Source organism: Thiomicrolovo sp. ZZH C-3 (assembly GCF_054862725.1).
In genome coordinates this window covers 1,158,651-1,180,060 of record NZ_JBTKXX010000001.1, presented here as the reverse complement: position 1 = coordinate 1,180,060, position 21,410 = coordinate 1,158,651, and the positions used below count along the sequence as shown (strand labels likewise).

Genomic DNA, 21,410 nt, shown 5'->3' with positions numbered 1-21,410 from the left:
ATGAAAACGATTTTTCTGCTGCTTGCCGCGCTCACATCCCTCTTCGGATTTACCGACTCCATCCGCTCTTTCAGTGCGGACTTCACCCAGCAGATCGTCGACGATACGAACAAGACCATCACCTACGAGGGGCATGTCGACGCGACGCGCCCGGACAAGGCACACTGGCACTACTTCAAGCCCGTCGAGAAGAGCGTCTTCGTCATCGGCCACAAAGTCACCATCATCGAACCGGAGCTCGAGCAGGCCATCGTCAAGACCTTCCGCGACGAGATCGACCTCTTCAAGATCCTCGCCAACGCCGAAAAACTCGACGACGAAACCTACCTGGCGACCCACAAGTCCCAGCAGTTCACCATCAAGATCCGCAATGACATCCCGCTGGCGATCTCCTACAACGACCCCTTCGAGAATACCGTCCATATCCGCTTCACGGAGCAGAAGATCAACCGCAACCTCGACGACGCCCTCTTCACCCCGGTGATCCCGCCGCTGTACGACCTGCTCCGGGAGTAGTCACACCCCCGGTTCTTCTTCCGTGCCGCCCTTTGAGGGCGGGATCGGTGCAAAGTACCCCACCAGCAGCAGCAGGACGCCGACGGAGATGAAAGAGACGATCCGCTCAACCGTCCCGCTCCCCGCCAGATCGACCAGGAAGAGCTTCAATACGACCACCCCCAGCACCCCAGCACCCGCCAGCCATACGGTACGCTCGCCCCGCACCTTGCCGACGAGCATGGCGGCGATGCCCATACAGCTCCACAGAATCGAGAGCGATGCCTGGAACAGCAGGCTCGCCGTCAGAGCGTAGGTCGTATATCCGACACCGCCGTAAAAATGGACCGCGCGGCCAAGCAGCACGGTTGCAAAAAGGAACGCCGCAACGCCGGCCGTTTTGAAAGCGAACCGGTCGGCCGCGGCGGTGACACTCTCCACACGCTGCAGCCAGTAGACGAAGACTGCCAGCCCCGCCGCCTGGAGAAGATCGAGGGGGCTGAGCAGCGGGATGTAGGGCATAAACGGTACCGCACCGTCAAGGGCGCTGCTTTTGAGTTCCCAGATGCCGACAACGGTCGAAAGTGCGATCCCCCCGGCCAGCCGGTAAGCAGCGAGGTGCTCCCGGATCAGGGCGGGATAGTAGCGTTCGGACTGTACCAGCAGCAGAAGTGTCAGGATCGGCAGCACGCCGAAGGCACCGTGACCAAGCACCGCGATGCCCGTCCATGTCTCCACGGCGTACTGAAGCTCCCGCGACAGGATCAACACCAATACGATCAACCCGGTGACATGCAGAAGCGCGCTCAGGGTCCAGGCCGCGCCGAAACGCCGGAGCAGGCCGTAATGCACGGCGAAGAAAAGCCCGATGGCGATACTCCCGATCCCCGCAAAGGGGTGTGCCGCGATAAAGTGCTGCAGCAGCGTCGCAAAGAGCGCGATCCCCAACGGCAGGTAGTACTGCAACACCGTGACCAGTTCCGTCCAGGAAAGACGGATGGCAGCGGCGGCATAGAGCAACGCGCCGAGCGCCGTGTAGATCAGCAGGACGTTCCCCGGCTCAAAGCTGCTGCGGCCGGCTTCCAGCACACCGGCAATCAGCCACATCAACAACCCCGTCCCCAGGAAGATCAGGGAGAAGGTCTGCATGAGCCCCCGGGGTTCGCTGCCGTGGTGCGCCCGGAGCCGGTAGGCCGTAAAGAGCGCCGCCGTTACCACGACGGCATAGCCGGCAAAAATCCCGTTGGCAAAGGCATATTCAGCCGAAAGGCCTACGGTGGAGAGTAGGTAGAGCACGTTCGACGCCAGCTCCAGCACCATCCCGAAGAGCACCCCGTAATGTTTGCGGTACTTCAGGGAGATCCAGATCACGGCCGCCCCTTCAAGCGCCCACAGCGCACCGGTCATCCGGTCGTCAAGCGCATAGGGGATCGCCACCGTGTAGAAGACGATGGCGATCGCGCGGAACGCCTCTGCCAGCATCCGCATCTTCGTCCGCGGTGACAGCAGGCGGAACAGCGCGAGGTAGAGACTCCCCACCGCCACCGCGCTGTAGAAGACGCCGTACTCGTACTGCTTGACCATAGACGCCTGAAGCGAAAAGGCGACGAGCGGCAGCCCGAAGACCAGCGTGGCGTCGATAAAGGCGCGTACCTCGAAGGGGTGTTTCGACGTAAAGAGGATGCTCACCCCCAGGTAGAGCAGGAAGAAGAAGATCAGGAACGGTTCGGTCGATGCAAAAAGCGCCGGGTCGTACCGCAGCACGCCCCAGGCGGTGGCGATGACGAAGGTAAAAAAGAAGCCGGCGATGTTGAGCACCCGCCAGGAGCGGTACCAGGCGATGAGCAGGATGCCGATGTTGAGCATGGCGTAGTAGCTGAATAGTACAATGTGCGACCCGCTGCCGTCGGAGGTCAGGATCGGGACCAGGAAACCGCCGGTGATGGAGAAGAGCGCGAGGATGACGGCATCCTGGGCCACGGCCAGCAGCGAACCGCAGATGACGACGATCAGCATGATGACAAAGGCCTGCGGCATCGTCAGCAGGCCGTACATTTTCGCCGACGCGTAGACGACGAGGTAGAACGAGGCAACCCCCAGCGCCTGCAGGACCAGCCCGTAGTACCCCTCCCGCTCCCGCAGCCGCCACCCCAGAGCGGTCATGGCCAGGGCGCCCAGCGCAATGCCGATAAGGCGCATCTCGATACTGATCATGTTGTGCTCGGCGGCGTACTTGACCAGGAAAACGAGCCCCAGGAAAAAGATGATGCCGCCCACCTTCACCAGCATGTTGCCACCGGTGATGAAGCGGTTGAGCGCCTGGGCCAGCGGCGACGGTTCCGCGGCTTCGGTCTGCGGGGTCTCCGTTGCTGCCGCCTTCGGCGTCTCCGGCACAGGGCCTTCCGCCGCTTCCTTCCGGGGGAGCGTTTCGGCCTTCTGCTCATTCGGCACCACCGGTTTCACCGCAGGGGAGACCAGCTTCTCCCGCACCTCTTCCAGCGGCGAGCGCGGCCGTTCCCGGTTCTCACGCTCTTCAAACTTCTCCCCATCGCCCAGGGCATCGAGCCGTTCGCGCAGTTCCCGGTTCTTTTTGTAAAGATCGAGGATGAGGAAAAAGATGATCAGGATGGCAAGCAGTGTCAACATCAGCTATTCCTATTTATTATTTTATGGTGCTATGCTAACACAAATATGCTCAGGTCATCCCCGTGCCATCCCCTTCTTCGTCTTGGAGGTCGCGACCGCTTCGTAGGGGTCTTCGGGCCAGTAGTGTTTTTTGTACCTGCCCCGCAGCTCCTTGCGCACTTCCGCATACCCCTCCCGCCAGAACGACGCCAGGTCCTTCGTCACCTGCACCGGCCGCTGCGCCGGGCTTAGCAGGTGCAGCATCAGCGGCACTTTTCCCTCGAGCACCGTCGGCGTGCGCTCCCAGCCGAAGACCTCCTGCAGGCGTACGGCGAGCACGGGCTGCTCCGGGTCGTCATAGTCGATACGAATGGTCGAACCGCTGGGCACCGCCACCGTCTCAGGGGCCAGCGCGTCGAGCTTCTGCTGTGCGTCCCAGCCCAGCAGCGCGCTCAGGATGGCAAACAGATCGAGTTTCTGCACACCCCTGAGGTCACGGACCCCCTCCAGGTAGGGCAGCAGCCATGTCTCCAGGGTTGCCAGCAGTGCGGCATCGTCCAGGGCGGCGAACGTCTCCGGCAGATGGCGGTTGACGAAGGTGACCCGCTTGCGCAGCGCCGTACTCTTCTGCGTCCACGGCAGCAGATCGAGTCCGCCCCGGCGGATGCCGTCGAGTACTCCCCGCGCTACCAGCTCCGGCGACGGGTTGTCGATGCGCGACGCTGCTAAAACGACGGCCCCTATCCGTTCCGTCCGGACGGCCTCGACACGGCCTGATTCCCCGTTCCACGCCACGCGCTCCTCCGCCTCTATGGCATCGCCGAACCACGCTTCCAGCTCCGGCTGCGATAGAGCGGCGGCATGGAAGATGCGCAGCGGCTCCCCTTGCCCGCCCGCTTCGGCGACGGCAAGGTACTCATCGTGCAAAAAAGCGGTGGCATCGCCCAGCACCGCCCCCTTGCCGTTGGCCAGTAAAAAACGATCCGACCCGCTACTGCGGCGTTTGGCGATGCGGTCGGGATACGCCAACGCCGCGAGCACTCCCGCCGCATCGGTTTTCACGCTGCCGCCCCGTTCGCATCCCGTGCGTTTTTTGAGCAGGTTCACGGCATGGCGCAGCAGACTGCCGCTCCCCCCCGACTGCAGCGAGCGGTCCAGCCACCCCATTCCCTCCGCCAGGTCCGTACCAGTGAAGCCCGTCCGCTCCTGCAGCAGGGTTGAGAGCAGCACCGCCTCGTATCCCAGCCCCTCCGCCTTGGCCCGCAACAGCATATGGCCCAGGCGCGGATGCAGCCCCAAAGCCAGTGCCGCTTTGCCGTGCGGGGTAATACTTCCCGCCGCATCTATCATATTAAGTGATATTAATAGTTCCGAGGCTTCTTCGACGGCATGCTCAGGCGGCGTATTGACCCATGCAAGTTCATCGACCGTTGCCCCCCAGTTGGCGAGTTCCAGCATCAGCGGCGCCAGGTCGCTCTGCACGATTTCAGGCCGCGCATGCGGCACCAGCGGCTTGTTTTCATGCCAAAGCCGGTAGCAGACCCCGCTCTGCGTCCGGCCCGCACGGCCGGCACGCTGCACGGCGGAATCCTGCGTGATCATGCGCGTGTGCATCCGGTTCATGCCCGAGGCGGCGTCGTACGCCACGAAACGCTCCAGCCCGCTGTCGACGACGATACGTACACCGTCAATCGTCAACGATGTCTCGGCGATGTTCGTCGCCAGGACGACCTTGCGTTTGCCTTCAGCAGCGGGGGCGATGGCGTGCTGCTGCGCCGCTTTGGAGAGATCGCCGTACAGGGGCGCGATCACGATGTTGCTTGCCGTGCTTCCCTGCAGCGAACGTTCGACGGCATTGATCTCTTTGACGCCGGGCAGAAAGGCGAGGATGCTCCCCTCCTCCTCTTTGAGTGCATCGAGGATCGTCTCCGCCGTCACTGAAGCAATGCGCTTCGCCTCGGGCGGTTTGCGGCGGATATCAAGGTAACGGTGCGTCACGGGAAAGCAGCGCCCCTCGCTGGTCACGACGGCGGCGTCGGGCAGCACACCCTTGAGCGCATCGGCATTCAGCGTGGCCGACATGACGACGATTTTCAGGTCGTCGCGCAGCAGCGTTTGTGACTGCAGCGCGAGCGCCAGTCCCAGGTCCGCATGGATGGAACGCTCATGGAACTCGTCGAAGATGAGCACCCCTACCTCTTCCAGTGCCGGGTCGCCCTGCAGCATCCGCGTCAGGATCCCCTCGGTGACGACCTCGATCTGCGTCGCCGCCGAGACCTTCGTCTCCTGCCGGATGCGGCACCCCACCCTCTGTCCGACCGCCTCGCCCAGCAGCTCCGCCATCCGAAGCGCCGCGTTGCGCGCTGCCAGCCGCCGCGGCTCGAGCATGACGATCTTCTTGCCTTCCAGCCACGCCGCCTCCAGCAGTTCCAGCGGCACGACGGTCGTTTTCCCCGCGCCCGGAGGGGCCTGCAGTATGAGCTGGTTGGAAGCGGCAAGCGCGTCCCCGATTTCGGGCAGGACGACATAGATAGGGAGTTCGTGTAACATAAAGGGAATTATAACGGTTCCGTCTTCATCGCAAAAATCAATTCAAGCCGTCCAAAGGTACGCTCAAAAGCTTTTTGAACGTGCACTTACATTCTAGGTTGTTTCATCCGTCAGGCTTCTCAATCCCTTCGGATCGACAATGACAATCTTGCGCGCGCGCACCTCGACCCAATCCCGCGCTTTGAAGTGCCGCACGATACGCGAGACCGTTTCGGGGGTCAGGCCGATCTGTGACGCGATCTGCTTCTGGCTCGGCATTGGCAGCGCATCGGCATGTTCCAGCAGGTAGCGTGCCAGGCGGGTCTGTGCGTCATCGACCGTGGTGCGCCGGATCACTTCTTCGAGCTGCCTGATCTTGTGCGTCAGCGAACGGATAATGCCCAACGCCACATCAGGACGGTTCAAAAAGCGCTCTTTGAACGCCTCGAAATCGATCTCGTAGAGCGTCACGTCCGTTTCGCAGCGCGCCGTGGCCGGATAAGGGATGTTTTCAAAGTGCGCCGCCTCGGCGACCAGGTCGTCGTCACGGAAACGGGCCAGGACGATCTCGTTGCCGGCTGTGTCATGCTTGAGAACCTGCACGATGCCCGATACGATCAGGCGAAGTTTCCCCGGCTGCTCCCCGGCATAAAAGAGCGTGCTTCCCGCGGTGTACGCTCTTACCCCTGTAATCTCCTGCAGCCGTATAAGGTCACCCCCCTCCAGACGGTTGAACAGATAGCAGTGTTCCAGTCCCATCACCCCTCCAACTTGATCGATGTCAATATCATTTGCCCCTATCATAACCTATACTGGCGATAAAAAAGGAACGATCCGATGATCACTATCGCCGAACTCCCCAAAGTCGCTTTTGACGAGATGAACAGCGTCCATGCCGAAGAGGTGGAACAGCTCAACCACATCGAGACGCTGCTCGATACCGCCGCGCTGGAGACCACCCTCGCCGTGGCACTCGAAGCGCTCTTTTTACATACCCGAGAACACTTCGCCAATGAAGAGCAGCTGATGCGCGAAGTCGGTTTCCCCGCTTACGATATGCACAAGGCCGAGCACGACCGTGCCCTGAACACATTCCAGCTGGTGATGATGGAGTGGCGCAACCGGCATGACAACCGGATCATCCGTGACTATATCTGCGTCGATACACCGCTTTGGCTGCAACAGCACATTGCGACCATGGACACGGTGACGGCAAACTTCATCGCCATGGTCAAAAGCAGCTAAGATGCAAATCTACGCCTTTCTGGAAGCGCCTCACTTCGATAAACCGTTCGTCGCGGAAAAGATACTGGAGAGCCCCTTTTCCAAGGAGATCCGTATCTGTATGGCAAAGGGGAACATCATGAGGAAGCACTCCGCGCCCGGGCCCATCACAATCATGGTGCTTGAAGGATGCGTCACCGTCGCGTCCGGCAGCGATACAGCTGATCTGCTTAGCGGACAGATCGTCTGTTTTGACGCCCATGTCCCCCACTCCCTAGAGGCCCACACGGACAGTGTTATCCGGCTGACGCTCTCCAAAAACGATAATCTTGCACGCGTCGTCAATCTGACAAAGGCGTGATCCCGCTTTTGGCAAACCTGTAGTATAGTGGGATATTCTTCCCCGCACCGAGTAGGGAAACAAGGAAAAAGACAGCGATGAGACTCTGGTCACTCCACCCCAAATACCTCGACGCCAAGGGACTGGTGGCGCTGTGGCGCGAGGCGCTGCTGGCGCAGAACGTGCTGCTCGGCAACACAAAGGGGTACAAGCACCATCCGCAGCTGATCCGCTTTAAACAGACGGCCGATCCGGCGGCGGCCATTGCCTGCTATCTCGGCTTCATCGCGGACGAGGCGGACAGCAGAGGCTATAACTTCGACCGGGAGAAGATCGTCAAACACGGGGAGTGCGGCACCCTCGCCGTCACCCGCGGCCAGCTGACATACGAGTGCACCCATCTGCTAAACAAACTGAAAGTGCGCGACCCTGAGCGTTATAACGTACTCGCAGCGCTGCAAAAGGTTGAAACGCACCCGCTCTTCAGCCCGGTTGAGGGGGAAGTCGAGGCGTGGGAAGTCGTCCGCTGAACTCCTAAACCGCCCCGAACCCCAGCAAGGCCACACCACCGAAGTAGAGCAGCAGCAGCAATGTGCTTTCAAGCCCGATGTTCCCGGGGCCGTGGCGCTGACGATAGAGCAGCCCCATCAAGAGTACCCCTGTCATCACGAGCGCGTCGGCGAGCCAGAACACTTCCGCACCGGAGACAGCGGCGTAAATAGGCCCCTCACGGTAAGCGGCATCCGAGGCCGCAATAAAGAGCGTATCAAACGCATTCCCGCCGATAATATCCCCGACGGCGAGGTTGAGCGCCCCCATCCGCACGGCGGTTACAGCGACGACAAGTTCGGGGATGGAGGTCGAGACGGCCGTAAAAATCCCGCCGACGATACCGTAGGAGAGTCCCGAATTTTGCACGATCGGCACGGCAAGCTGCGCCAGGAACCAGCCCGCGGCGGCGACGACGGATGAGTAAACAAGAAAACGGATCCAGAGCCCGGGCATGCCCTTCGGCCTGCGCGAGGCAGGCTGCTGCTTCTCTGCACGGGTATCCCGGGTTTTTCTCGGCAGCCACATCGGCATCGTATGGGTGCGTGCCAGCAGCTGGATGCCCACCAGGTACGCTGCAAGCAGCAGCAGTGTGACGGGATGGACCGACCAGAAACTGATATCGGGAACGGCGATCCCCACCATGTGGATACTCAGGAGTGTCATCAACAGGGCCGTCATGAAGAGATTCTCCGCCGAAGCGGCGGCGTGTTCGAGGTTCGCCCGGCGGTAGGCGATGTCGGCAAAAGCAAGAAAAACAGTCTGGGCGGCGATCCCGCCCAGACTGTTGCTGACGGCCAGCTCTGCAAAACCTGATACGGCGGCGCTGACGGAGGTCGTCAGACCCGAAAGCGAGGTGGACGCCCCGATAAAAAGCGCCCCCATCAAGGCCTCACCCATCCCCGTTTCATGGGCGAGGTCACGGGCCGTCTCAGTCATCCAGATACCGAACCACCCGACGACGAGCGCGGCCAGCACAAAAGCGATATAAAGGTAAGTCGGAGACCATGTTTCCGGATGCATCACAGGAAACTCCCGCTAAAAGATACGCTCTCCCATTGTGCCCTTATTCATCCAAAAAGTCACTTCGGGAGCCGGATGGCCGGCACAGGGCCGGGCGCTACAGTTCGTCGCGCACGAGGTTATGGCAGTGAAAACAGGCCAGTTCGATGGAGGTGTAGGCCCGCTGGGCTTTGATCTGCCGCTTACGCGGTGTCAGGTCCCGGGTATTCTCACCATAAGCATCCTCGATCAGCTCGATGTTCTCGGCGATCATCTTGGCCGACTCGAGGGCAATGTTTGACTTCTGCTTCTTCTCCGGCGGCAGCATGGATTCGATCTTCTCCTTGTTGCTGAGAAGGTCATGCACTTCCGTTTTGAGACGCTTGAACACTTTCAATGCTTCCACCCTGTCGTTACGGATCATATTCTCCCGGGCTTCCCCCATCTCCGCATTGAGTTTCAGCATATTGAACTTCAGGTTGAACTTCTGCTCCGCCGCATTCAACTGGACACCGATCGCGATCAGCGCTATCAGGACGATTCTCACCATTCCTCTCTCCTGTTTATTAATTCGGAAAAAATTATATCAGAATTATTTAATCCCATAAAATAACCGGGAGTAAAATAAAAAAATTCCGACCGTTTCAATGGGGATTTCAGTACTGTAAATTCAAGAAAAAATGGTGGGGAGAGTGCCGGTGCCGCGGGGCACCGAAAGCGTAAGGATAAGGGTTAGAGGAGGTAAAACGGAGCCCCCTACTCCTTGCACAGCGGTGCGAGTTTGCGGTGGCGCGCCGCCAATGCGATCACCGCAAAGACGATCGCATAGGTGACGGGGACGAAATCCGGGATCGGCACCGGGTCGCCCTTGGCGTAGGAGTGCATCCCCGCCAGGTAGTAGTTGACGCCGAAGTAGGTCATCAGCACCGACGTAAAGGCCAGCAGGGAGATGACGCTGAAGAGGTACGGCGTGTAGATCTTCTTGATAAAGCGCAGGTGGATGACGACGGCATAGACAAGGATCGTCACCAGCGCCCAGGTCTCTTTCGGGTCCCAGCCCCAGTAGCGGCCCCAGCTCTCGTTGGCCCAGACCCCGCCGAGGAAGTTCCCCACCGTCAGCGTCGCCAGCCCGACCATCAGGCTCATTTCGTTAATGGCGTTAAGCTCCTTGATGGAGAGCGAGATGCTGTGCGCACGCTTGCCCGAATTGAACATAAAGAGGATCAGCGTAATGAATCCCAGCAGCGCCCCCAGTCCCAGGAAACCGTAGCTGCCGGTGATCATGGAGACGTGGATGCTGAGCCAGTACGACTGCAGGACCGGCACCAGGTTCGTCACCTGCGGGTCCATCCAGTTGAGGTGGGCGACAAAGAGGATCAGCCCGGCGAGGATGGAGGTGGCCGCAAGGGTAATCGGCGAATTCTTCGAGAAGATAAAGCCCGCCAGGACCGATGCCCAGCCGATGTAGATCATCGACTCGTAGCCGTTCGACCACGGGGCGTGGCCGGAGATGTACCAGCGGATCGCCAGGCCGACCGTATGGGCGATAAAGAAGAGTACGAGCAGACCGTAGGCCCCCTTGGCAAAGAGCCCCAGCTTGACGCGCGGGTTGATGATGTGCGCGAAGGCGAAGACCAGCAGGACGAAGCCGACCAGGAAATAGAGCGGCCAGAGGCGTTCGAAGATGTTGGCGTGGTTGTACCAGATCTCCAGTTTCACCTTGTTCTCGTCGGGGTAGACGGTCGATCCCGCCTTTTTCTGATGCTCGGCGATCTGTGCGAGCGCGGCGTCCGCCTTGCTCCAGTCGCCGCTCTTGACCGCGTCGTCGATGGAGGAGAAGTACTGGGCAGCGAGGTAGCGCACGAGCATGCTCTCCTGCGGGGTGAAGCCGTTGATCGCCTCGATCGTCGCCACCCATTTGTGGTTCGCATCCCCTGCGTCCGGCCAGAGGCGCAGCAGCGCGCCCGTGTAGACCATGTAGGCGACGTTGACGCGTTCGTCTACTTTGATGACGGCCTTGTCGAACTTGTCGCGTTTGCCCGGTGCCTTGCGGATCGCCTCTTCGACATACTTGTTGAGCTTGTAGCCCGCCATCTCCTCGGGGTATTCAAAGAACTGGTTGAAGGCGAGCGTTTTCTCGCCGGCGTCGAATCCCAGCTCCTTGTTGACCAGTTTGTCCGAACGGATCATCTTGATGTCGCGCCACGCTTCGGGTACCAGCATCATCGAAAGGAGGATCTGGTTGGCATTGAGGCCGAGAATGGTATCGCCGCGGTTGATCTTGTGCAGGATCTCCGTACTGAGGGTATCGACCGGTTTCATACGGCCGTTGCTGTCCTGGACGATCAGGGCCCCGAACATATCGGCGTGGGTGCGGTCAAAGGAGGTGATCTCCTTGATCATCGGGTTCGTATCGGCTTTGGCGCTTTGCGGTGCGAACGTCAGCAGCAGTGCGGCGACGAGCCCCGCGGCCAGTTTCTCTTTCTCCTCCGCCGCACGCTTGGCGATCTTGCCCAGCTGGCGGAAGCGGCCGCCCTTGACGAAGAGCGAACCGAACATCCCGATGGCGAGCAGCAGGTAGCCGATATAGGTCGGCAGGGTGCCCGGGTCGTGGTTGACGGAGAGGACCGTCCCCTGCTCATCCCGGTCATAGGAGGACTGGAAGAAACGGTAGTTGCGGTGGTCAAGTACGTGGTTCATAAAGATGCGGTAAGGCATTTCGATATTCTGCTCCTTGTCGATCAGGACGACGTCGCTCGCATAGGACATCGGCGACTGCGATCCGGGGTAGCGGTCGAGCTCGAAGTCCGTCAGTTTCAGGGCGAACGGCAGGCGGATGAGCTCGGCGCCGTAGCTGACCGACATCGGGACGCCCGAGAGCGTCACCGGTTCCGGCACACCGACCTTGCCCGAGGTGCCCATGACAACGACCTCTTTGGTGTCGCTGCCGTCGCTGAACTGCAGGCGCATCGCATCCTGAGACGCGCTGCGCATCATCGGTCCGCTCTTTTTGGCCTCCTGGGAGACAACCGTCTTCTTCCCCTTGGCGAAGAAGCTGCGGATGACGAAGTTCGCGCCGTTCTCGGTCGTATAGAGTGTGCGTGTCGAGGCGTTGTTCTCCAGCGAAGGAGCGACCGCGCCGCTGCTCTGGTCATCCATCTTGAGATAGGTCATCGGGAAACCGTTGGCCATCTTCAAGCTGTCGCCCTCCATAAAGAGGCGGACGACCGGTTTGCCCTCATGGACCGGCTTGCCGGAGTCGAAGTCGATGATGAGCTTTTCGTTCTCATACTGTTCGCCCAGGGAGAGCTGCATCTGGTCGGGGGCACCGCCGCCGGTGATCATCATGTTGGCGATCGGCTTGCCGTCCGCTGCTTCCACAACGCTGTAGACGGCGTCGGGGATGTATTCGAGCAGCTTGACGCTGACGGTTTTGCCGGCAACGTCAAAGGTCGTGTCGACGTCGTTGCCGCCGAGCTTGGAGAGGTAGAGGCTCTGTTTGTACTCGCCCACCTTCCCGTTGGCGTCATAGACGATCTTCAGGTAGCTGGTGGAGCTGGTGATCTTGTCCTCGATCTGCCCTTCACGGATGTGCATCATCCCCTCGTAGCCGACATAGCGGGTGACCGCCGCGCCGAACAGGATGACGAGAAAAGCAAAGTGAAAGAGAAAAACGAGTCCCTTCCCCTTCTTCCACATCTTGAACCGTACGATATTGAGTACGAGGTTGAACGCCAGAATACCCAGCAGCACCTCGAACCATCGGGCGTTATAGATCATGGCCTTGGCCGTCGGCGTGCCGAAATCGTTTTCGACAAAGGTCGCGTATCCGACGGAGACGGCAAACACCAGCATTAACGTGGCCATGGTTTTCATGGAGCTGATCACAGAGAGGAGGTACTTCATCTCATTCCTTTTCATGCAGTCAGGGGGCTGTGCGGCCCCCAAAGTGCGTAATTGTAGTCATTTTCGGTTAACGGAGTCTTTCAATCGGCGGGAGAGGCTGAATAAGCGCTGCTTATTCAGAACCTATTTCAGTTCGCCCCAGTGCGCCCCGATGTTCAGCGACGCTCGCAGCGGGATATGCAGGGGATGGATCTCTTCCATAATAGATTGGAAACGCGCTCCCAGTGCCTCCACCTGCGCCGCATCCGCCTCGAAGATCAGTTCGTCGTGAATCTGCAGCAGCATGGTAGCAGGGAGGCGTTCTTTTTTTATCACATCTTCGATGCGATTCATCGCCATTTTGATCAGGTCGGCCGCGCTGCCCTGGAAGACGGTATTGACCGATTCGCGCTCGTAGGCGGCTTTGAGCATCGGCGTCGCCTTATCGTAGTCGAAGTAGCGGCGGCGCCCCAGCAGGGTCTCGACGTAGCCCTGCTCCTTGGAGCGCTCAACGATGGAGGCAAAATAGGATTTGACCGTCGGGAAGGTCTCGAAGTAGCGGGTGATGATCTCCCGCGCCTCCTTTGTTGTGATCCCCAGAGTGTCGGAGAGCTTCTTCTGCCCCATGCCGTAGAGCAGGCCGAAGTTGACGGTCTTGGCGATGCTTCGCTTTTTCGGGGCCTCCGCCTCGCCAAACAGCGCGATGGCGGTGCTCAGGTGGATATCCTTGTCATGCTTGAAGGCGTCGACGAGGGTCGGGTCCTCGCTGAAGTGCGCCAGCAGCCGCAGTTCGATCTGTGAGTAGTCGATGCCGATAAGCTTTTTACCCGGCTCGGCCACAAAGGCCTCGCGGATGCGCGCCCCCAGCGGGGTCCGGGTCGGGATGTTCTGCAGGTTCGGGTTTTTCGAACTGAGCCGCCCTGTCGCCGTCCCCGTCTGTACATAAGAGGTGTGGATGCGGCCGTCGGGGCGCTGCTGCCCCAGCTGCAGGAGCGGATCGAGATAGGTCGAGACAAGCTTGTGCAGTTCGCGGTACTCCAGCAGCTTTTCAATGACCGTGTGCTCTTCCAGCAGCGCGTTGAGGACTTTCTCGTCCGTCGAGTAGCCCGTCTTCGTCTTCTTGACCACGGGCAGCCCCAGCTTCTCGAAAAGCACCTCCCCCAGCTGTTTCGTGGAGTTGATGTTGAACTCGCTTCCGGTCAGCTCGTAGATCGTCTGCGTCAGTTCCGCCAGGCGCGCTTTGCCCTCTTCCAGGAAGGTCGCAAGCACCTTGGTATCGACCTTGATGCCCGCCTCCTCCATCGCGCCGAGCGTCAGGGAGAAGGGGAATTCGACCGCGCTTGCCTCTTCGAGCAGGTGCTCGCCCTGCAGGCCCAGCAGCGCTGTCAGTTTTTCATAAAGCATCAGGGTCGCCCAGGCATCCTCGGCGGCGTAACCGCAGGCGTCGGCCAGGTCGACCCCGGAGAAATCCTCCCCCTTTTTGACCGTCTCTTTGAAGCTGATCATCGTGTGGTTCAGGTGGGACTGCGCGAGCTTGTCCAGGGAGAGTGCGCTCTCGGGCGCGGCGAGCCACGCCATGATCATCGTATCGGCATACAGGGAGGGTACGAACCCCTCCATATAGTGGTTGACGAAGTGCAGGTCGAACTTGAGGTTGTGCCCGACGACCCGCCCGGTGAAGATCTGCCGCAGCGCCGCAGACGCGGCCACTTCGCCGACCTGTTCCGGCACGCCGAGGTAGCTGTGCGCGACGGGGACGTAGTAGGCTTCCTCCGCGTTCAGGCAGAAGCTGAAGCCGACCATCGTGTCTTCGAGGTAATCCAGCCCCGTCGTCTCCGTATCGAAGGCGACCAGGGTCTCCGGGGTGATGGTACCGGTGATCGCGGCAAGTTCCGCTGCATCCGTGATCAGTTTCGCGCTGAACCCGGCGTTCGCCGGCAGCGGGCACTCCGCTTCCGGCGCGGCGGATTCGGCACTGATCTCCTCCTCACTGATGAGCTTCTTCGCTTTGAGCTTGCGGATGATCCCGTTCATCTCGTAGCGTATCAGCTCCGGTACGATCGGCAGGAAGGGGTTGCGGTCGTCCATGTCATACTCGTCCCACGCCACCGTCTCGAAAAGGTCGTCGCGCAGGGTGACGAGCTTGCGCGACATCCAGGCGTTCTCCTCCCCTTCGCGCAGTTTTTTCTGCACACCGGCAGGCTTTACCTCGTCGATGTTTGCGTAAACGTTGTCGAGGGTCTCATACTGGTTAAGCAGCTTCTGCGCCGTCACCTTGCCGATCCCCTTGACCCCCGGCACGTTGTCGGCGCTGTCGCCGAGCAGCGCCTGGTAGTCGGTGAACTGCTCGGGTCGGATGCCGTACTTCTCCAGGCACTCCGTCTCGTTGACGTCCTTGCGCTTGATGGCGTCGACGAGCACGACCCTGTCGTCGTCGATAAGCTGGTAGAGGTCCTTGTCGTGGGAGACGATCCGCACGACCATCCCCGCCTCGACCGCCTTTTTCGTAATGGAGGCGATCATGTCGTCAGCTTCGAAGCCGCTCTGCATCAGGGTCTTGAAGCCCATCTTCTCGATCCACTCGATGGCGATGGGCAGCTGCGCTTTAAGCTCGTCGGGCGGCGGCGGGCGGTGCGCCTTGTACTCGGGGTCGATCTCGTTCCTGAAGGTCGGTCCCTTGGCATCAAGAGCGAAGACGATGTAGTCGCTGGCATGGTCCTGGTGGAGGCGGTCGATGAAGTTGATGAAACCGGTAAGCAGTCCGGTCGGGAACCCCTCTTTGTTCGTGAGCGGCGGCAGGGCGTAAAAACTGCGAAAGAAGAAACCGAAGGTATCGATGACGGTGATGGTTTTGGGCATTGCGGGTCTCTTTTGGTCTTAAAGTTGCACTTAGATAAAAACGGAAGCCATTTTAACGAAAACGGGATTAATCGGGCTGCGCTATAATCCTGTCAAAATTTTTATATAAGTATAAGGTAGTATGTAGTGTTCACGCATAAAGAGCTGATTTTATTCGACTTTGACGGTACCCTCATCGACAGCGCCCCCGACCTGGCACTGGCGGTCAACCATATGCTTGAACAGCTCGGGCGTCCCCCCTTCGAAGAGACGACCGTGCGCGGCTGGGTCGGCAACGGTGCACGGACCCTCGTCGAACGCGCCCTGCGCGCCGGCAGCGACACGGAGGACACCCCCGAAACCGTCGACCAGGCCCTTGCGATCTTCTTGGAGTTCTACGCCGGGAACCTCGCCGTGCTGACGCGCCCCTACCCGCAGGTGCCCGAAGTGCTGCAGCAACTGCACCAGGAGGGCTACCGCCTGGCCATCGTCACCAACAAGCCCTACGCCTTCATAGAACCCATCTTGCACAGCCTGGGGATGTCTGAACTGTTCGAATACACCCTCGGCGGCGATTCGCTGCCCCAACGGAAACCGGACCCCCGGCCCCTGCTGCATGTCTGCGAAACCCTCGGCGTCGACAAGGAGCGCTGCGTCATGATCGGTGATTCCAAAAACGATATCCTTGCGGCCAGGGCCGCCGGGATGGACGCCATCGGCCTCGGCTACGGCTACAATTACGGGGAGGCGATCGCCGCGTATGCCCCCAACCTCGTCTGCGACACCTTCGCCGAGGTCGCTGCCCCCTTCGGAGTCTCCCATGGCGCCGGCTGATATCGCCATCGTCGGCGGCGGGGTCGCCGGGGCGACGGCGGCACTCTACCTGAGCCGCATCGGGATGAATGTCACCCTTTTCGAGAAGGGGGAGAGCCTCGTCTCCGGACCGCCGTTTTGCCATCTGCATGCGGGCGGAAACCTCTACCGCGAGATCTCCGACGAACAGTGCGTCACCCTGCTGCGCCAGTCCATCGACCTGCTGCGCTTCTACCCCTATGCCGTCGATTTCCGCCCGACGGTCATCGCCGTCCCTCTGACCGACACGGGCGAGCCCGGGGATCTTTACCCCCGGCTGGAGATGCTGCGCCGCGAATACAAGCGCTTTATCGCCGAAGACCCACGCAACCGGGTTCTGGGCGACCCGGAAACCTACTTCCGCCTCTACGACCGCGAGAGCGTCGAGGCGCTGCGCGAACGCGAACCGGTCGCACTGCCGCAGACACCGGACGAATGGATGATCCCCGTTGCCCGCGAAGTGGACCTCTCCACGGTCAAGTTCCCCCTCATCATGGTCCAGGAGTACGGCCTGAACCTCTTCCGCCTCGGCGCGGGCGCCGCCCTCTCGCTCCAGAAGCTCGACGGGTGCGACCTGCGGCTCGGCACGGCGGTCACCGCCGCGACCCGAAGCGACGACGGCGACGGATTCATCGTCACTGCAACAGATGGAGAGGAGTCGACGCAGCAGCGCTTCGACTACCTGATCAACGCCGCGGGCTTCCGCACCGGGGAGATCGACGACATGCTCGGCTTCAAACGCGAGCGGATGGTCGAGTTCAAGGCCGCCTATGTCACCAAGTGGCAGGAGAGCATCGTCTGGCCGGAGGTGATCTTCCACGGCGAGCGCGGCACCCCCAACGGGATGGCGCAGTTCACCCCCTACCCCTGCGGTTTCGTGCAGCTGCACGGCATGACCAACGACATCACCCTTTTCGATGAGGGGCTGGTCGGCAGTACCCCCACCAGCGCCCAGCCGAACCTCGACGAGCGTTTTATCGAGATGATCGACCAGGAGTGGGACTGGTCCTGCGTCGAGAAGCGCAGCCGCCGCGCCATCGAACACATGGCGCGTTATATCCCCGCCTTCATCGATGCCGAGGTCGCCTCCAAGCCCCTCTTCGGCGCCCAGCAGATCCCCGGCGACGACCCGACCCTCCGCGCCGCCGACGTCTCCTTCGTCGGCGACCGCTACGCCCGCTGCGAAGTCGTCAAGGCCTCCTCGGTACTGAGCATGACCGACGCCATCGTCGAACGCCTCATCCGCCTCGGCTATGCCGACGCCGCCGTGCAGGGGACACGCACCTTCGACGTACCGACCCTCCCGCCGGAGCAGCTGATCGAAACCGAAGCCTCCTCCATCGCCGAAGCGCGGGCCTACCCCTCCTGCCTCTCGCGCCGGACGGTACGTGAAGGCACACCTGCCGCGTAATCGGCGCCGCAGACGCCTTCTCCCCCGGTAAAAACTACGCGCTTCTCTTCCAAACGACCTCCATCAACCGGCTGCCGTAACGTTGACTTTTAAGCCGTCCTGTCTTATGATGTAACCATACCGTTGCAAAGGAGACGCGATGATCGACAAGAAAAAAGTCAGCAAATACGTCAAGAAAGAGCTCAAGAACATTCTGAAAAAGGAGCTCAAGCAGGAGGTCAAGAAACACATCAAGGACTACAAGGTCAAGGAGCGTGTTGAGAAGAAAGCGAAACGCAAGGGCTGATGCATTCAGGAAGAGGAGCGAGGATGCATACATATATCTTTAATACGGACCTGGGCACGTTCGAGATCACGAACGGCCGCCATCACCGAATGTACGAACTCTGGCTGGAGAATGAGAAACTCGGAGAGTACGCCACCGCCGCCGAGGCCGCGGAGGACGTCGCCGCTTTCAACACGGGCTATCCCGAATGGGACATCCTTGAAAGCGAAGCCGTACGTGTACCGGCGGGGATCGAAGCGTGGAGCGAAGTGATGGAGCGCACGCTGGAGAGTTCCGTCGGCCTTCAACGCCGGGGGGTCGACGACAACCCCTACCTCGTCAATTCAGAGGGCTGAAATCAGGCGGCGGGAAGGCGTCGCCGCATGCCATCGCGCTTTTAGAACAGTAAATGTACAAAGTCGGCATGACTTTGGATGCACTCACACTCGACACCCCCTATCTCTCCCTCGATCCGCACTTTTACGACCCGACCGAACCGACGCCGCTGAAAAACCCCTACCTGATCAGCTTCAACCCCGACGCGGCCGGGCTGATCGGCCTCTCTTCGGACGCCGGCACGGACGACAGACTCGTCGGTCTGCTCAACGGTACGTTCACCCCCGAAGGCGCCAAACCCTTCGCCATGTGTTACGCCGGGCACCAGTTCGGGATGTTCGTCCCGCGCCTCGGCGACGGGCGGGCCATCAACCTCGGCAAGAGCGGGGAGTGGAATCTGCAGCTCAAAGGGAGCGGCGAGACCCTCTATTCGCGCATGGGCGACGGGCGGGCCGTCCTGCGCTCTTCCGTGCGCGAATACCTGATGAGCGAGGCGATGCACCACCTCGGCATCCCGACGACCCGCGCGCTTGCGCTGATCGGCTCGGAGACGAAGGTCGTGCGCGAACGCCTCGAGCGCGGGGCGGTCGTACTGCGGATGTCGCCGACCTGGGTCCGTATCGGCACCTTCGAGTACTTCTACTACCAAGAGGAGCACGACAAACTCGAACCCCTGGCCGACTACGTCATCAATGAAAGCTACCCCCATTTGAAGGGCGAGGAGGATGCCTACTTCCTGATGTTCGCCGAGGTCGTCGAGCGCACGGCCCGGCTGCTGGCGCAGTGGCAGAGCGTCGGTTTCAACCACGGCGTCATGAACACGGACAACATGTCGATGGGCGGCCTCACCATCGACTACGGTCCCTACGCCATGCTTGATGACTACGACATCTCCTTTATCTGCAACCACACCGATACCCACGGCCGCTACGGTTTCGGGCAGCAGCCCCATGTCGCCTACTGGAACCTCTCCATGCTCGCCGAGGCCATGTCGCCCATCGTCTCCAAGGAGCGGATGGAGAAGAAGCTCGAGGCGTACGGTTCCGTCTACACCCAGACCTACGTCGACATCATGTCCGGCAAGATGGGACTGGCTTTGCAGCAGGAGGACGACATTATCCTACTCAAAAAGCTCCTGTCGGCCCTGCAGAAGTCGCAGGCGGACTACACCCTCTTCTTCCGCACCCTCAGCCGCTACGACGGCGACGGCAAAGCACTGCTCGACATCTGCGTCGACCGTGAACCCGTCCGCGAATGGCTGGCCGAGTACGACGCCAGGCTGCTGCAGGAGGAGCGCAGCGCGGATGAGCGCCACAGAGCCATGCTGCAAACGAACCCGAAATACGTGCTGAAAAACTATATGCTGCAGGAGGCGATCAAAAAAGCGGAAAAGTTTGACAACAGCGGGGTCGAGGAGCTGCTGGAGATCGCCCGCCACCCCTATGACGAACTGCCGCAGTTCGAGCGCTACGCCAAAGCGACGCCGAACGAACACAAGAACCTCAAGCTCTCCTGTTCTTCCTAAAAAAGGGTAAAGGTTTCCCTTTTCCTTTCTTTTTACAAAGAAACGAAACCAAAGAAAATCGTCGTTGCGCGAATCGCTCGCCCTTCTCGGCTTTATGCCTTCAGGGCGGCTTTCAAGGCACGCTTAACGACAAGTCGCCTATTGATCAATGCGCTTCGATATATCGAAGCTAGTAAAAGGAAGAGAGCTTCGTCCCGTCGAAGCGCATGAATTAAATGGACTCTTGGCCTTGAGCGCTCTTTGTAAGCCATCCCGGAGGCATAAAGCCGGGAGGGATGAGCGATTCGCAAAAGGCCGCTTTTTGCGCTACTTTTTCTAAAAAAGTGGCATAAACATACTTCTTTATCTTTTCTTTTTACAAAGAAAAGAAACAAAAGAAAATCGTCGTTGCGCAAATCGCTCATCCCTCCCGGCTTTGTGCCTCCGCAGCAGCTTTCAAGGCACGCTTAACGACAGCTGGCCTATTGATCAATGCACTTCGGGAACCGAAGCTAATAAAAGCAAAAGAGCTTCGACCCGTCGAAGCGCATCCAATAAAATTAGAAATTGGCCTTGAGCGCGATCCTTATAAGCCATCCCGGAGGCCTAAAGCCGGGAGGGATGAGCGATTCGCGAAAGGCCGCTTTTTGCGCTACTTTTTCTAAAAAAGTGGCAAAGAAGTATGCTGTTCATTCTTTTCTTTTTCATAAGAAAAGAACCAAAAGAAAATCGTCGTTGCGCGAATCGCACGCTGCTCCCGGCTTTGTGCCTCCGCAGCGGCTTTCAAGGCACGCTTAACGACCTTTTGCCTATTGATTTTATGCGCTTCGGGAACCGAAGCTATTATATTTTACAGGAAAAGCCAGAGGAGAAAGGCGAAGCCGATACCGAGGTTCACCCAGCTGCCGCCCTCCTCAAAGAGCATGACCAGCAGCTCGTACCAGGTGGCCAGCGGTTCTGCGGGAACGTCGAGCATCTGCGCGTGGGCGTAGGCAGTGATATCGGCGCCCCAGATAAACGCGATCATCTCGGGGACGAAGAAGAAAAGGACGACGCCCAAAAAACCCCACACCGTTTTTTTCGGCTTCATCTGCGCGAGACTGCGGCGCAGGGCGGGGTTGTGTTTCAGGCGATAAGCGGCGGTGGCGATTTTTTCTCGGATCATTAGGATAGAATTTTACCAAAAAGGCAAATACAATGTCGAAAACGAAACTCCTGATCGTCTGGACGAACGGTGACAAAGAGGTCGCCATGAAACTCCCCCTGCTCTACGGCTCCGTCATCCTCGAACGTGGTTACTGGGAGGAGGCCCACCTGATGATCTGGGGGCCTTCCATCAAACTGGCCGCCGCCGATGAAGAGGTACAGGCGCGTCTGAAGCAGATGCAGGAGAGCGGCGTCACTATGAGCGCCTGCATCGTCTGCACGGAGGATTACGCGGCAACGGATGCCCTTGCGGTGCTGGGGGTGGAGAATACCCACACCGGCGAAATGCTCACGGCGTGTCTCAAAGATGACAGCTGGGCGGTAATGACGGTATAATCTCCTTATTAGG

18 protein-coding genes are annotated in these 21,410 nt (G+C 59.9%); 10 read left to right on the top strand and 8 right to left on the bottom strand.

The window, feature by feature from the left end; genetic code table 11:
* Positions 1-516: a LolA-like outer membrane lipoprotein chaperone gene (lolA, locus tag ACXWTF_RS06065; protein WP_461714111.1), complete on the top strand. Its 516-nt coding sequence runs from the start codon at positions 1-3 to the stop codon at positions 514-516.
* On the opposite strand, the gene ACXWTF_RS06060 is transcribed toward lolA, so the two are convergent.
* From ACXWTF_RS06060 to ACXWTF_RS06050, 3 genes are all read right to left on the bottom strand, one after another.
* On the bottom strand, positions 517-3,141 hold the full coding sequence (locus tag ACXWTF_RS06060; protein WP_461714110.1) for a DUF2339 domain-containing protein: 2,625 nt from the start codon (positions 3,139-3,141) through the stop codon (positions 517-519). It lies immediately after the preceding gene.
* 54 nt (positions 3,142-3,195) lie between these two features.
* Positions 3,196-5,670 carry an ATP-dependent helicase HrpB gene (hrpB, locus tag ACXWTF_RS06055; RefSeq protein WP_461714109.1) on the bottom strand — a complete coding sequence of 825 codons (2,475 nt, stop codon included), beginning with the start codon at positions 5,668-5,670 and terminating at the stop codon, positions 3,196-3,198.
* A 93-nt stretch (positions 5,671-5,763) separates the two neighbouring features.
* The gene (locus tag ACXWTF_RS06050) at positions 5,764-6,408 is read right to left on the bottom strand and encodes a Crp/Fnr family transcriptional regulator (protein ID WP_461714108.1); all 645 of its coding nucleotides are present in this window, start codon (positions 6,406-6,408) and stop codon (positions 5,764-5,766) included.
* Between the two features lie 78 nt (positions 6,409-6,486).
* Here ACXWTF_RS06050 and ACXWTF_RS06045 point away from each other — a divergent pair, with 78 nt between their 5' ends.
* The 3 genes from ACXWTF_RS06045 to ACXWTF_RS06035 all read left to right on the top strand — a co-directional run bounded on the left by ACXWTF_RS06045 (position 6,487) and on the right by ACXWTF_RS06035 (position 7,743).
* The gene (locus ACXWTF_RS06045) at positions 6,487-6,894 is read left to right on the top strand and encodes a hemerythrin family protein (protein WP_461714107.1); all 408 of its coding nucleotides are present in this window, start codon (positions 6,487-6,489) and stop codon (positions 6,892-6,894) included.
* Between the two features lies 1 nt (position 6,895).
* Positions 6,896-7,234 (top strand): cupin domain-containing protein, encoded by a 339-nt coding sequence (locus ACXWTF_RS06040; RefSeq protein ID WP_461714106.1) that lies wholly within the window; start codon positions 6,896-6,898, stop codon positions 7,232-7,234.
* Between the two features lie 77 nt (positions 7,235-7,311).
* Positions 7,312-7,743 (top strand): pyrimidine dimer DNA glycosylase/endonuclease V, encoded by a 432-nt coding sequence (locus ACXWTF_RS06035; RefSeq protein ID WP_461714105.1) that lies wholly within the window; start codon positions 7,312-7,314, stop codon positions 7,741-7,743.
* Between the two features lie 4 nt (positions 7,744-7,747).
* On the opposite strand, the gene ACXWTF_RS06030 is transcribed toward ACXWTF_RS06035, so the two are convergent.
* The 4 genes from ACXWTF_RS06030 to polA form a co-directional block, all read right to left on the bottom strand.
* Positions 7,748-8,785 (bottom strand): sodium:calcium antiporter, encoded by a 1,038-nt coding sequence (locus tag ACXWTF_RS06030; RefSeq protein WP_461714104.1) that lies wholly within the window; start codon positions 8,783-8,785, stop codon positions 7,748-7,750.
* A 97-nt stretch (positions 8,786-8,882) separates the two neighbouring features.
* Positions 8,883-9,314, bottom strand: a complete 432-nt coding sequence (locus tag ACXWTF_RS06025) for a hypothetical protein (RefSeq protein WP_461714103.1) — start codon at positions 9,312-9,314, stop codon at positions 8,883-8,885.
* A 206-nt stretch (positions 9,315-9,520) separates the two neighbouring features.
* Positions 9,521-12,670 carry a cytochrome c biogenesis protein CcsA gene (ccsA, locus tag ACXWTF_RS06020; RefSeq protein WP_461714102.1) on the bottom strand — a complete coding sequence of 1,050 codons (3,150 nt, stop codon included), beginning with the start codon at positions 12,668-12,670 and terminating at the stop codon, positions 9,521-9,523.
* 123 nt (positions 12,671-12,793) lie between these two features.
* Positions 12,794-15,508, bottom strand: coding sequence for a DNA polymerase I (gene polA, locus ACXWTF_RS06015; RefSeq protein ID WP_461714101.1), 2,715 nt, complete (start codon positions 15,506-15,508; stop codon positions 12,794-12,796).
* Between the two features lie 126 nt (positions 15,509-15,634).
* Between polA and ACXWTF_RS06010 the strand changes: the two genes are divergently transcribed.
* From ACXWTF_RS06010 to ACXWTF_RS05990, 5 genes are all read left to right on the top strand, one after another.
* Positions 15,635-16,321, top strand: coding sequence for a phosphoglycolate phosphatase (locus ACXWTF_RS06010; RefSeq protein ID WP_461714100.1), 687 nt, complete (start codon positions 15,635-15,637; stop codon positions 16,319-16,321).
* Positions 16,308-17,750, top strand: a complete 1,443-nt coding sequence (locus ACXWTF_RS06005; protein ID WP_461714099.1) for an FAD-dependent oxidoreductase — start codon at positions 16,308-16,310, stop codon at positions 17,748-17,750. Before ACXWTF_RS06010 ends, ACXWTF_RS06005 begins: the two co-directional genes overlap by 14 nt.
* Positions 17,751-17,889: 139 nt before the next feature.
* Positions 17,890-18,036: a hypothetical protein gene (locus tag ACXWTF_RS06000; protein ID WP_231021110.1), complete on the top strand. Its 147-nt coding sequence runs from the start codon at positions 17,890-17,892 to the stop codon at positions 18,034-18,036.
* 23 nt (positions 18,037-18,059) lie between these two features.
* Positions 18,060-18,371, top strand: a complete 312-nt coding sequence (locus ACXWTF_RS05995) for a hypothetical protein (RefSeq protein ID WP_461714098.1) — start codon at positions 18,060-18,062, stop codon at positions 18,369-18,371.
* Between the two features lie 68 nt (positions 18,372-18,439).
* Positions 18,440-19,876 carry a protein adenylyltransferase SelO gene (locus ACXWTF_RS05990; RefSeq protein WP_461714097.1) on the top strand — a complete coding sequence of 479 codons (1,437 nt, stop codon included), beginning with the start codon at positions 18,440-18,442 and terminating at the stop codon, positions 19,874-19,876.
* 829 nt (positions 19,877-20,705) lie between these two features.
* On the opposite strand, the gene ACXWTF_RS05985 is transcribed toward ACXWTF_RS05990, so the two are convergent.
* Positions 20,706-21,020 (bottom strand): hypothetical protein, encoded by a 315-nt coding sequence (locus ACXWTF_RS05985; RefSeq protein ID WP_461714096.1) that lies wholly within the window; start codon positions 21,018-21,020, stop codon positions 20,706-20,708.
* A 32-nt stretch (positions 21,021-21,052) separates the two neighbouring features.
* Here ACXWTF_RS05985 and ACXWTF_RS05980 point away from each other — a divergent pair, with 32 nt between their 5' ends.
* The gene (locus tag ACXWTF_RS05980) at positions 21,053-21,397 is read left to right on the top strand and encodes a DsrE family protein (RefSeq protein WP_461714095.1); all 345 of its coding nucleotides are present in this window, start codon (positions 21,053-21,055) and stop codon (positions 21,395-21,397) included.
* Positions 21,398-21,410 lie beyond the last annotated feature (13 nt).